The sequence below is a fragment of the Streptomyces sp. V2I9 genome (genome assembly GCF_030817475.1).
Classification (GTDB): Bacteria; Actinomycetota; Actinomycetes; order Streptomycetales; family Streptomycetaceae; genus Streptomyces.
Genome location: NZ_JAUSZJ010000002.1, coordinates 2683618 through 2696074 on the forward strand (window position 1 = coordinate 2683618; position 12457 = coordinate 2696074).

Here is a 12457-nt window from a genome sequence, read left to right on the forward strand (position 1 = left end):
CCCTCCAGGGGGTGCTTGGAAATCCGTTCCTCCGCTGGTCAGCGGTGTCGGGTTTCCCGGCCCCACACGGGTCACTCGTTGGCCGCGCGCGGCCGGTCCTCGTCGTCGTACTGGTCGAAGAGCGGCGTGCGGCCCCGGTCGCGGTTGCGGCGGGACTGGTTGGTGCGCTGGCGCGGCGCCGGGTCGACCGCGGGGGCCGTCGGATGCGAAGTGCCCGTCTGCGGCTCGGCGGTGCTGGAGCGTGCCGCGCTCCAGGTCTCCGGGTCCCCGACCTCCACGCCCCCCGTGGCGCGCGGGGCGACGGGCGCGGTGACATAGGTCGGCAGCGGTACGGGAACGGGCTCCCAGCTGTCTCCCTGGACGCGGCCGCGCTCGCGCTGCTGATCCACCCACTCCGCGTGGTCCGTCTGCTCGACGAGGGCACGGCGGCCGGCTTCCTGGGGGGAGACCGTGGGCGTGGGCTCCGGCTCCGCGTGGTGGGTTTCGGAGTCGTCGTCGGGCTCGGCCGCGTCGGGGGCGGCGGGCTGGTGCCTGCGCGGGCGGTTCTCGCGCAGCCGCTGCGCCGCGTCCTCGGCCCGGCGGCGGTCCATGGTGAAGGCGAACCGCCGCCGTTCCTGGGCGCGCAGGTGCACGATGTACGTGCTCAGCAGCACGGCCGGCACGGCGGGCGCCCACAGGAAGCCGAGGCCGCCGACCGCCGCGACGATCGCGCCGAGGGTGAAGGCCAGGAAGAGGACGACGGTGGTGCGCCGCCGCCGGGCCAGGACCTGGGTGCGCTGGGCGCGCCGGGCCCGTTCGGCGGCGGCCGCCTCGGAGTGCGGGCGTCGCCGGGCGGGGGGCACCTGATCGGCGGGGCAGCCGTCGCCGGACCGGCGCTCGTGCGCCGGGCGGTCCGGCGACGGCTGCCCCGCCCTGCGGTCGTGCGCCGAGCGGTCGGACGCCTGGTCCCCCTGGGCGCGCTCGGGCGCGCTCGCCGGATCGCCCAGTCTGGCTTCCGTATGCGCCGGAGGCGCGGCGAAGGCCCGGACGTCCACGGATTCCATACGGTCCGTTTCCCGGTCCGGGTCGATGTCGGGCGCCGCCTCCTCGGCGGTGCGCTCCCGCAGCTCCTTGGCGTACCGGCGCTCCATCGCCGCCCGTCCGGACAGCAGCCGGATGGCGGTGCTGAAGCGCTCTGTCGGACGGGCTTCGTTCAGCTCGTCCTGCCTGCGGAGCCACATCGGCACCAAGTAGGCGGCCCAGGCCCCGACGATGACTGCGTAGATGAGGCCGCTGCTGCTCACGCTCACACCGTAGAGGGGTTTGCACGCAAGGATCCGCCAATTGGCCCGGTGTGTCGCACGAACCGGCTGATATCACGGACTTTTTTTGCGATGGTGCGATTCAACAACTGCCGATTGCCCGACCCTTTACGGCCGGCCATCGATCAAATTCGAACACTTATCTTATTTCCTCGGTCGGTCCGGGGTCGCGTGGTGGCTCCGGGCGTGATCGGCGCCAGCGCCGGAGCATCCCCTCGGGCACCTCCTCGGCGGTGAGAGCGAAGATCAGGTGGTCCCGCCAGGCCCCGTCGATGTGGAGGTAGCGCGGGCGCACACCCTCCGAACGGAATCCGAGCTTCTCCACCACCCGGCGGCTCGGCGCGTTCTCCGGCCGGATGCAGACCTCGATGCGGTGCAGACCCACGGTGCGGAAGCAGTGGTCCACAGCGAGGGCCACGGCCGTCGGCATGACCCCGCGTCCGGCGACACCCCGGTCGATCCAGTAGCCGACGTGGCCGGAGCACATCGAGCCCCAGGTGATGCCCGCCACCGTGAGCTGGCCGACCAGCCGGCCCTCGTACTCGATGGCGAACGGCAGCATCCGCCCCGCGTGCGCCTCGGCGCGCAGATGGCGGACCATCTGCCGGTACGTGGGACGCTGCGCGACCGGGCCGCCGGGGGCGGGCGGCGGGATGGTGGCCTCCCAGGGGCGCAGCCAGTCCCGGTTGCGCCGGTTGACCTCGCGCCACTCCCGCTGGTCGCGCATCCTTATCGGGCGCAGGACGATCTCGCCGTCCGTCAGCGTCACGGGCCAGGTCACGATGTTCAGTTCGGGCTCCCCGGTCGGGGGTGGTCGCCGCCGCGGAGCTGGTCGACGGCGTGCACCAGGAGCCGGCCCAGGACCGCGAGCCCGTCCTTCACCCCGCCCGTGGAACCGGGCAGGTTGACGATGAGGGTGCGGGAGGCGACCCCTGCCAGGCCCCGCGAGAGGGCGGCGGTCGGCACCTTGGCCCGGCCCTCGGCCCGGATCGCCTCCGGGATGCCGGGGACCTCGTGGTCGAGGACGCGCCGGGTGGCCTCGGGTGTGGCGTCGGTGGGCGAGATGCCCGTACCGCCGGTGGTGACGATCACGTCGTACCCGGCCGTGACGCCCGCGCGCAGGGCCGCCTCTACCGGGTCGCCGTCCGGGACGACCCGGGGTCCGTCGACCGTGAAACCGAGGCCGGTGAGGGCTTCGGCGATGAGCGGGCCGCCCTGGTCCGCGTACACCCCGGCGGCGGCGCGGTTGGAGGCGGTGACGACGAGCGCGCGGTACGCCTCCGGCGCGTGCCGCCCGGGGCCGGGGGTCTCGTGCTCGGGCGGGGTCACGCGTCGGTTCCCTCCGGCGCGGTGCGCCGGTAGTCGCCGGACGTGCCGCCCGACTTCGCCTCGACCCGTACGTCGGTGATGACCGCGCCCTTGTCGACCGCCTTGACCATGTCGACGACCGTGAGGGCCGCCACCGACACCGCGGTCAGCGCCTCCATCTCGACGCCCGTGCGGTCCGTCGTCTTCACGGTGGCCGTGATCTCCACCGCGTCGTCGGCCACGGCCAGGTCGACCTTCACGCCGGAGACGGCCAGCGGGTGGCAGAGCGGGATCAGGTCCGGGGTGCGCTTGGCCCCCATGATCCCGGCGATCCGGGCGGTGGCGAGGGCGTCGCCCTTGGGGACCCCCTCGCCGCGCAGCAGCTCGATCACGCGCGGCGCGACGAGCACCCGGCCCGACGCGCGGGCGACGCGGGTGGTGACGTCCTTCGCCGATACGTCGACCATGCGGGCCGCGCCCGCCTCGTCGATGTGCGTCAGCCTGTTCTGCGTACTCAACTCACTCCGCCTAGCGGTAGGGGCGCCGGTGGGCCTCGGGACCGGAGGGGGTCCTCCGGAAGGCACGGCGGCAGATACCGTACCGTCACGGGCCGGCGGTCAGCGGAGCAGGATCACGTCCGTCTCCGTGCCGGGCTCGACCGAGGTGACGTCCTCGTCCACCACGATCAGCGCGTCCGCCTGCGCGAGCGCGGCGATGAGATGCGAGCCGGCGCCGCCGACCGGCGTCACCGTGCCCTCCTCCGCGTCGTACCGGCCGCGCAGGAACTGGCGGCGGCCCTCCGGCGAGGTGAGCGCCTGGCCCGTGTCCAGCCGGGCGCGGACCGTGGGGCGGTGCACGTCGTCCAGGCCCATCAGGGCGCGGATGGCGGGGCGGACGAACAGTTCGAAGGAGACGTACGCCGAGACCGGGTTGCCCGGCAGGGCCAGCAGCGGGGTGTGGTCCGGGCCGATCGAACCGAAGCCCTGCGGCTTGCCCGGCTGCATGGCGAGCTTGCGGAACTCGACGCCGCTGCCCGGCTCGTCCTCGTCGCCCACGGACGACAGCGCCTCCTTGACGACGTCGTACGCGCCGACGCTGACGCCGCCCGTGGTGACGACGAGGTCCGCGCGGATCAACTGGTCCTCGATGGTGGCGCGCAGCGTCTCGGCGTCGTCGGTCACCGCGCCGACCCGGTAGGCGATGGCCCCGGCGGCCCGCGCGGCGGCGGTCAGGGCGAAGCTGTTGGAGTCGTAGATCTGGCCGGCGGTCAGCTTCTCGCCGGGCTGGACCAGTTCGCTGCCGGTGGAGAGGACGACCACGCGGGGGCGGGGCCGGACGACCACGGTGGAGCAGCCGATCGCCGCGAGCAGTCCGATCTGGGCCGGGCCGACGACCGACCCGGCGGCCAGGGCCAGTTCACCGGGCTTGACGTCGCCGCCGGCCTCGCGCACATGGGCGCCCGCCGTGACGGGCCGGTGCACCCGGACCTCTCCCGTGGCGCCCTCGGGCGCATCGCTGTGGGCGCGCATGGTGTCGGCCGCGCCCTCGCCCGTACCGCCGTCGGTCCACTCGACCGGGACCACGGCCTCGGCGCCGGCGGGCAGCGGGGCGCCCGTCATGATGCGGGCGGCCTGCCCCGGCCCCACGACCTGGTCGTCGGCGAGCCCCGCGCTGCCCGCTGCGACGTCACCGATGACGGTGAGGACGGCGGGGAACTTCTCGCTCGCGCCCTCGACATCGGCGACCCGGACCGCGTACCCGTCCATGGAGCTGTTGTCGAAGGGCGGCAGGGCCACCTCGACGACGACGTCCTTGACGAGCACACAGCCCTGGGCGTCGGGCAGCTGCAGCTCGATGGGCTCCAGCGGACGCACGGCGGCGAGAATGTCGTCCAGATGCTCGTCCACCGACCAGATCGTGCTGCTCACAGGGTCACAACTCCTCAGCGACGTACTTGCGCAGCCAGGTCCGGAAGTCCGGCCCCAGGTCTTCACGTTCGCACGCCAGTCTGACAATGGCACGCAGATAGTCGCCCCGGTCGCCGGTGTCGTAGCGGCGGCCCTTGAAGACGACGCCGTGCACCGGACCGCCGATCGTCTCGTCCGCGGCGAGCAGCTGGAGCGCGTCGGTGAGCTGGATCTCGCCGCCGCGGCCCGGCTCGGTGTGTCGCAGTATGTCGAAGACCGCGGGGTCCAGGACGTACCGGCCGATGATGGCGAGGTTGCTGGGGGCGTCGGCCGGGTCCGGCTTCTCGACCAGATCGGTCACGCGGACGACGTCGCCGTCGACGGTGGCGTCCGCCGCCGCGCAGCCGTACAGGTGGATCTGGGAGGGCTCGACCTCCATCAGCGCGATGACGCTGCCGCCTTCACGCTCCTGGATCTCGACCATCCGGGCCAGCAGCGGGTCGCGCGGGTCGATCAGGTCGTCGCCGAGGAGCACCGCGAAGGGCTGGTCTCCCACGTGCGGGGCGGCGCACAGCACGGCGTGCCCGAGGCCGCGGGGGTCGCCCTGGCGGACGTAGTGCATGGTGGCCAGGTCGCTGGACTCCTGGACCTTGGCGAGGCGTTCGGCGTCGCCCTTGCGGGTGAGCGCGGACTCCAGCTCGTAGTTGCGGTCGAAGTGGTCCTCGAGCGGGCGCTTGTTGCGGCCGGTGATCATCAGCACGTCGGACAGGCCCGCTGCCACGGCCTCCTCGACGACATACTGGATGGCCGGCTTGTCGACGACAGGCAGCATCTCCTTGGGAGTGGCCTTCGTGGCGGGCAGGAACCGGGTGCCGAGACCCGCTGCCGGAATGACGGCCTTGCTGATCCTGGGGTGCGACTGAGTCATGGACAGACCTTAGCGGCTGCACACGACCGAAGGCTGATATTCCGGTTAACTTTATCCTCACATATGCCCATAAGAGAGTCGCGTGAGTCACACATGAACACCGACAAGTCCGGTTCCGCCCCCGAGACCTCCGCGAAGAGCTCACTCCGGCGCGAACTGCTCGCCGTGCGGGCCCTCCTGACGGAGGAGGACGTCGACCGGACCGCCGCGGTTCTCGCCGGGTCGGCGCTGCGCCTGCCCGAACTGGCCGAGGCCCGCACGGTCGCCGCGTACGTCTCCGTGGGCCGCGAACCGGGCACCCGCCACCTCCTGGAAGCCCTGCGCGGCCGTGGGGTGCGCGTACTGCTGCCGGTCCTGCTCGCCGACAACGACCTGGACTGGGCCGTGTACGAGGGCCGGGAGCACCTGGTGCGCGCCGGGCGCGGGCTCCTCGAACCGGACGGGCCGCGCCTCGGCCCCGCCGCCGTCCTGGAGGCCGACGCCGTGCTGCTGCCGGGCCTGGCGGTGGACGGGACCGGGATGCGGCTGGGACGCGGCGGCGGCAGCTACGACCGGGTGCTGTCCCGGCTGACGGCCGCCGGGGCGCACCCGCCGCTCGTGGTGCTGCTGTACGGGAACGAGGTGGTCGCGCGGGTCCCCTCGGAACCGCACGACCACCCCGTGGACGCCGTGGTCACCCCGTCCGGAGCGCGCCGCTTCGCCTCGTGAGCTTCCCGACCGTCGTCAGCTTCCCGACCGTCGTGGGCCTCGCCCGGCGGCGGCCCCCGGCCCCTAAGGTTTCAGCGTCAGCGTGTCGACCGTGGCGGCGTCCACCGCTTGCTTCCCGAAGGACCAGTCGAGCAGTTCGCCGTTCACCCACTTGTCGGTCTGGTCGGTGTAGTGGGTGTGGAACGCGTGCCCGGAGGCTCCGCTGAGGTTGATCCAGCGGGACTTGTCCCAGTCGCCCACGTTGACGACCATCCGCATCGACGGCACCCAGACGACCTCGTAGCCGCTCGCCGCGTTCCAGCCGGTGGCGTTGACCGCCGCCTCGCCGCCGCCGAGGTTCCAGGGGCCGCGGTTGAGCGCTCGCTGGAGCAGGCCGGGCCCCTCGGTGCCGAGGGTCTGGTTCGTCAGCGTCAGCCGGTGCAGCCGGCCCCAGCTCCAGGTGTCGATGTTCTTGCCGAGCTTGGAGGTCAGCTCCCAGCGGGCGTCCTCCATGGCGCGGGCGAACAGGTCGTCCCGGTTCTCCAGGGCGTCCTCCCGGCCTCGGGCGGGCGCCTTCCACCACGCGTTGTCCGGGTCGTCCTTGATCTCGCGGACCACCTGGAACCAGCGGTCGCCGCCGTCCGGCTGCGCGGTGTCGCCGTCGCGCTGGCCGCACTCGCGGACGAGCTTCTTCTGCTGGTCGGCCGGGCCGCTGTTCTTGGCTGGCGGAACGCTGATGCAGTCGCCCTTGACGCGCATCTCCTTGGGCAACTTGTTGCCGAAGGCGAGCTTGAGGATGTTGCGCCAGACGCCGTTGAAGTAGGCGGCGGCGGCCGAGTCGGACGCCTGGGCGTAGTCCCAGCCCTCCAGCAGCTTCTGCGCCTCGCGGACGCTCGGGTCCGAGATGTTGATCTTCTTCAGCTCGGGCACCAGCAGCGCGGCGATCTCGCTGAAGTCGTCCATCTGCATCTTCTGCATGTCATCGGTCGAGACCATCTCGCCGCCCTTGATCTTCTGGGTCAGCAGGTCGTTGATCCGCTGGCTGCGGGCGCCGTAACCCCAGTCCTTGGTCAGGAGGTAGGGGTACTTCTTCTCGTCGATGACGGCCTGGTTGGCGGTGACGATGAAGCCGCGGTCCGGGTTGTACTCGTAGGGCAGCTCGTCGAAGGGGATGTAGCCCTTCCACGCGTACCTCGGGTCCCAGCCCGGCGCCGGCGCCGTTCCGTCGTACCCCTCGGAGCGGACCGGGATCTTGCCGGGGGCCTGGTAGCCGATGTTGCCCTCGGTGTCGGCGTAGATGAGGTTCTGCGAGGGAACCTCGAACTTCTCGGCGGCCGCCCGGAAGGTGGTGAAGTCCTTGGCCCGGTTGAGCTCGAAGACGGCGTCCATCGACCTGCCGGGCTCCAGCGCGGTCCACTTCAGCGCCACCGCGTAGCCGTCGGCCCGGTCGGGGGCGGCGTTGCTGACGGGCGCCTTCTGGCCGACCTTGTCCAGTTCCTTGCTGCGGTCGGAGACCAGGGGCCCGTTGTTCGTCCTGCGGACCGTGATCGTCCGGTCCTTGCCGCCGGCGACCTTGATGGTCTCCTCGCGGGTCTCGAAGGACTTGGTCTTCCCGTCGTACAGGTAGCCGTCGTCGGAGACCTTTTCGAGGAAGAGGTCGGTGACGTCGGCGCCCAGATTGGTCAGACCCCAGGAGATGTCCTGGTTGTGACCGATGATCACACCGGGCATCCCGGAGAACGTGTAGCCGGCCGTGTCGTACTGGCAGCTCTCGGACACCTCACGGCAGTGCAGGCCCATCTGGTACCAGAGGGAGGGCAGCATCGGCGCGAGGTGCGGGTCGTTGGCGAGCAGCGCCTTGCCGGACGTCGTGTGCTTGCCGTGGACGACCCAGGAGTTCGAGCCGATGCCGTTGCCGTTCGGCCCGAGCAGCGCCGGGATCTCGTCGAGGGTGTCCGAGAGGGCGGAGAGCTGGGTGGTCAGTCCCCCGGCGGCCCCCTCGGGCGTCGCGGAGCCGACGGTGTCCGACGGCTCCGCCTCGGGGTCGAACTTCTCGGTGGCCGGGGAGACCGCGCCGTTCTCGACGATCGGCTTGTGCTGCTTGTACGGGTATCCCGGATACAGGTCCTCGATCTGGCCCTTGTCGAGGCGGCTGGTCAGCAGCGAACGGTCGATCTCGTCCTGCATGTTGCCGCGCAGGTCCCAGGCCATCGCCTTGAGCCAGGCCACCGAGTCGACCGGGGTCCACTTGCCGGGCTTGTAGTCGTTGGTCAGCCCCAGCGCCGCGTACTCGACCGAGATGTCCCGGCCTTCCTTGCCCTTCAGGTAGGCGTTGACGCCCTCCGCGTACGACTGGAGGTTCTTCTTGGTGCCCTCGTCCAGGACCTCGTCGTACTCCTTCTGCGCCACCTGCCGCCAGCCGAGCGTGCGCAGGAACGCGTCGGTCTCGACCTGGCCGGAGCCGAACATCTCGGAGAGCCGGCCGGACGTCATGTGCCGCCGGACATCCATCTCCCAGAAGCGGTCCTGTGCCTGGACGAAGCCCTGGGCGCGGAAGAGGTCGGCGTCGGTGTCCGCGTAGATCTGCGGAATCCCGTACGCGTCGCGTTTGACCTCGACCTCGCCGGAAAGGCCGTCGAGCGTCACCGATCCGGTGGTCTGCGGGTACGAGGCCCGCGCGGTGGACACGGACCAGTAGGCCCCGTACCCGACACCCGCGACGAGCGCCAGCACCAGGACGAACACGAGCAGGCGGGCGCGTCGCCCCTTCTTCCTGCCGGGCTTCTTCGCGTCGGAAGGGCCGGAAGAGGCGGTTGTGTTGGCGGGCATCGCTGTCCTTCGAGGGGCAGGGTGGTCCTGGGAGTGCAGGAGCAACCATAGGCGCAGCGGCGAAGCCACTCGGACGCGGTATGGAGATGCATCCATTTGCGTCTTCCTCGCACGAACACTCGAACCCGTCAAGGAATCGTTAACGATTAGGTAAGGTAACGAAGTAACTGGCTGCCGGAGGACGATCCGGCAGGCGCACGCAGGGAAGGAACGGCCCCTGACTGTCCACGCGCTCAACGAACTCCTGCTCGTCTGCTCGCTCGTCCTGCTCGTCGCCGTGGCGGCGGTACGGATCTCCTCGCGCAGCGGGCTCCCCAGCCTGCTCCTGTACCTCGGCATCGGGATCGCCCTGGGGCAGGACGGCATCTTCGACGTCAAGTTCGACAACGCCGAGCTGACGCAGGTGATCGGCTACGCCGCCCTGGTCGTCATCCTGGCCGAGGGCGGGCTCGGAGCGAAGTGGAAAGAGGTCAGACCGGTCCTGCCGGCGGCCGCCGTCGTCTCGACCGTCGGCGTCGGCATCAGCGTGGGCATCACCGCCGCCGCGGCGCACTACCTCGTCGGCCTGGACTGGCGCCAGGCCCTCATCATCGGTGCGGTCGTCTCCTCGACCGACGCCGCGGCCGTCTTCTCCGTGCTGCGCCGGGTGCCTCTGCCACCCCGGATCACCGGGGTCCTGGAGGCCGAGTCCGGCTTCAACGACGCTCCCGTCGTCATCCTGGTCGTCGCGTTCTCCGCCGTCGGCCCGGTCGAGCACTGGTACGTCCTGGTCGCGGAGATCGCCCTGGAGCTGGCCATCGGCGCCGCCGTCGGCATCGCGGTCGGCTGGCTCGGGTCCCTCGGACTGCGGCACGTGGCCCTGCCCGCCTCCGGCCTCTATCCGATCGCCGTGATGGCCATCGCCGTCTCGGCGTACGCGGCGGGCGCCATGGCCCACGGCAGCGGGTTCCTCGCCGTCTACCTGGCGGCGATGATCCTCGGCAACTCCAAGCTGCCCCACTGGCCCGCCACCCGCGGTTTCGCCGACGGGCTCGGCTGGCTGGCCCAGATCGGCATGTTCGTGCTGCTCGGCCTGCTGGTCACCCCGCACGACCTGGTCGACGACTTCTGGCCGGCCGTCGTCGTGGGCCTGGTGCTGACCATGGTGGCGCGGCCGCTGTCGGTCTTCCTGAGCCTCGCGCCGTTCCGGATGCCGGCCCGCGAGAAGGCCCTCATGTCCTGGGCCGGACTGCGCGGGGCGGTCCCCATCGTCCTGGCGACCATTCCGATGGTGTCCGGGGTGGAGGGCAGTACGAGGATCTTCAACATCGTCTTCGTCCTGGTCATCGTCTACACCCTGGTCCAGGGCCCGACGCTCCCCTGGGTCGCGAGCAAGCTGAACATCGCGGAGGACCCGGCCGAAGCGGACGACCTCGGCATCGAGTCGGCCCCGCTGGAGCGGCTGCGCGGGCACCTCCTGTCGGTCGAAGTCCCCGCGAAGTCGAAGATGCACGGCGTCGAGGTCGGGGAACTCCGCCTCCCGGCCGGCGCGGCGGTCACGCTGGTGGTCCGGGAGAACCAGAGCTTCGTGCCGTCCCCGGCGACGGTCCTGCGGCGCGGGGACGAGCTGCTGGTGGTGGCCACCGATCCGGTACGCGACCGGACGGAGGAACGGCTGCGGGCGGTCGCCGAGGGCGGCAAGCTGGCCGGCTGGCTGGGCACCGGCGGGTCCCCCTCGTCCGGCCCGCCCGGCGCGGCGGGGTCCCAGGGCGGCTCCGCCATCCCGCAGGCGATGAAGCTGGCGAAGAAGCTCGGCGGAGCCGGGGCCGACTCACGGGCGCGCACGGGCGCCAACGGAAGCGGGAGCGGGAGCGGTACCAAGACGCGCTCCTGAGTCCCCACAAGGCGACACCACAGGCGATACGCGGCGAACGCGTCATAGATCACAGGACGACAGAGAAGCTCTGTGCGCAATCGCAGGCACACAGGGCTTCTCGCCTGTACCATGAAGGCAAACCTGATCGACCAACTCTGTCTGAAGCAGAGCTGGCGCGACCGTATGGCGGTCGTGGTGTCCCTTCGCCCGGCGTCTCTCTCGCCGATGGCAGCGGGGCCCCCGGCATCTACCGCAGTTCCGCGCGAAGAGGACAGCTCTCGGCCGCTTCCGTCCGGCCCGCCCCACGAGGGCGCCGGGAAGCAGGGCTACCAGGCGGCAGAAAGGCAAGGACCGTGGCGACCACGGTCTCCGACCGCCCCGGATACGGGCAACTGCTGCGCACCCCCGGTGCGTGGACCTTCCTCCTTCCGGGCTTCGCCGCACGGCAGCCCTTCGCGATGCTCACCATCGGCATCGTCCTCCTCGTGCAGCACACGACCGGCTCGTACGGCAGCGCGGGCGCCGTCGCGGCCGTCTCCGGCGTCTCCATGGCGCTGTTCGCCCCGCAGAGCGGCAAGCTCGCCGACCGCTTCGGCCAGCGTGCCGTCCTGCTGCCGGGGGTCCTGCTCCACACCGTCTCCGTGAGCGTCCTGACCGTTCTGGCGCTGGCGGACGCACCCCTGTGGGCGCTGTTCGCCGCCGCCGTGCCGACCGGTGCGTCGATCCCGCAGATCGGCCCCATGGTGCGGGCCCGGTGGGCGGCGATGCTGGGGGCCACCCCCGACCGGCCCGCTTCCCCGCTGATGTCCACCGCGGCCGCGTTCGAGTCGGTGACGGACGAGTTCACCTTCGTCCTCGGCCCGGTGATCGCCACCGCGCTGTGCACCGGAGTGCATCCGGCGGCCGGACTGGCCACCGAGGCCGCCCTGACCTTGATCGGCGGCCTGCTCTTCGCCGCGCAGCGCGCCACCCAGCCGGCTCCCCGCCCCGCGGCCACCGCGGCCGAACCGCACGCCTCGGCGCTCTCCGTGCCCGGCGTCCGGGTTCTGATCGTCGCCTTCCTGGGTATCGGTGCGGTCTTCGGCGGGATGCAGGTCTCGCTGACCGCGTTCTCCGAGGAGATCGGCCATCCCGGAGTGAACGGAGTGCTCTACGGGATCTTCGCGGCGGGCAACATGCTGGCCGGCATCGCCTGCGGCGCCATCGCCTGGAAGAGCAGCCCGCGCCGCCGGCTGATCGTCGGATACGTGGCGCTGACCCTGACCGCGTCCGGGCTGTGGGCCGTGCACTCGGTGCCGCTGCTGGCCGGGCTCGGCCTGCTGGTCGGCCTCTGCATCGCCCCGGCGCTGATCAGCGGCTACACCCTGGTCGAGGCGCTGGTGCCCGCCACCGCCCGTACCGAGGCGTTCACCTGGCTGACGGGCGCGGTGGCGCTCGGCCAGGCGGCGGCCGTGACCGCGGCGGGACAGCTCGCCGACGCCCATGGCGCGAGCACCGGTTTCCTGGTGCCGCTGGCCGGAACCGCACTGGCCCTGGTGACCCTGCTGGCCCTGCGTTCGCGGCTGACTCCCCCGGCCTCGGGGCGCACCGTAGCGCGTGGGATCGGTCACCGCGAGCCGGTCACGGTGGACTGATCCGGCGG

At 71.7% G+C, this 12457-nt stretch carries 10 protein-coding genes; 3 read left to right on the forward strand and 7 right to left on the reverse strand.

Going from position 1 to position 12457, the window contains the following annotated elements; translation table 11 throughout:
• Window positions 1–71 precede the first annotated feature (71 nt).
• The 6 genes from glpR to galU form a co-directional block, all read right to left on the reverse strand.
• The gene (gene glpR, locus QFZ71_RS11685) at window positions 72–1283 is read right to left on the reverse strand and encodes a gephyrin-like molybdotransferase receptor GlpR (protein ID WP_307668182.1); all 1212 of its coding nucleotides are present in this window, start codon (window positions 1281–1283) and stop codon (window positions 72–74) included.
• A gap of 157 nt (window positions 1284–1440) precedes the next feature.
• On the reverse strand, window positions 1441–2070 hold the full coding sequence (locus QFZ71_RS11690; protein WP_307671418.1) for a GNAT family N-acetyltransferase: 630 nt from the start codon (window positions 2068–2070) through the stop codon (window positions 1441–1443).
• A 17-nt stretch (window positions 2071–2087) separates the two neighbouring features.
• Complete coding sequence (locus QFZ71_RS11695) at window positions 2088–2630, reverse strand: molybdenum cofactor biosynthesis protein B (RefSeq protein WP_307668183.1); 543 nt, start codon at window positions 2628–2630, stop codon at window positions 2088–2090.
• Window positions 2627–3127, reverse strand: coding sequence for a cyclic pyranopterin monophosphate synthase MoaC (gene moaC / locus QFZ71_RS11700; RefSeq protein WP_307668184.1), 501 nt, complete (start codon window positions 3125–3127; stop codon window positions 2627–2629). Before moaC ends, QFZ71_RS11695 begins: the two co-directional genes overlap by 4 nt.
• Before the next feature lie 99 nt (window positions 3128–3226).
• Window positions 3227–4537, reverse strand: a complete 1311-nt coding sequence (gene glp / locus QFZ71_RS11705) for a gephyrin-like molybdotransferase Glp (protein ID WP_307668185.1) — start codon at window positions 4535–4537, stop codon at window positions 3227–3229.
• Between the two features lie 4 nt (window positions 4538–4541).
• Entirely contained in the window at window positions 4542–5444 is a 903-nt protein-coding gene (gene galU, locus QFZ71_RS11710; RefSeq protein ID WP_307668186.1) for a UTP--glucose-1-phosphate uridylyltransferase GalU, read from the reverse strand.
• A 93-nt stretch (window positions 5445–5537) separates the two neighbouring features.
• On the opposite strand from galU, the gene QFZ71_RS11715 reads away from it, so the two are divergent.
• Complete coding sequence (locus QFZ71_RS11715) at window positions 5538–6152, forward strand: 5-formyltetrahydrofolate cyclo-ligase (protein ID WP_307668187.1); 615 nt, start codon at window positions 5538–5540, stop codon at window positions 6150–6152.
• Between the two features lie 63 nt (window positions 6153–6215).
• Here the strand turns inward: QFZ71_RS11715 and QFZ71_RS11720 are convergent, their stop codons facing one another.
• Window positions 6216–8960 carry a penicillin acylase family protein gene (locus tag QFZ71_RS11720; protein WP_307668188.1) on the reverse strand — a complete coding sequence of 915 codons (2745 nt, stop codon included), beginning with the start codon at window positions 8958–8960 and terminating at the stop codon, window positions 6216–6218.
• A gap of 217 nt (window positions 8961–9177) precedes the next feature.
• Here QFZ71_RS11720 and QFZ71_RS11725 point away from each other — a divergent pair, with 217 nt between their 5' ends.
• Entirely contained in the window at window positions 9178–10833 is a 1656-nt protein-coding gene (locus QFZ71_RS11725) for a potassium/proton antiporter (RefSeq protein ID WP_307671419.1), read from the forward strand.
• A 335-nt stretch (window positions 10834–11168) separates the two neighbouring features.
• Complete coding sequence (locus tag QFZ71_RS11730) at window positions 11169–12449, forward strand: MFS transporter (RefSeq protein ID WP_307668189.1); 1281 nt, start codon at window positions 11169–11171, stop codon at window positions 12447–12449.
• Window positions 12450–12457: the final 8 nt, after the last annotated feature.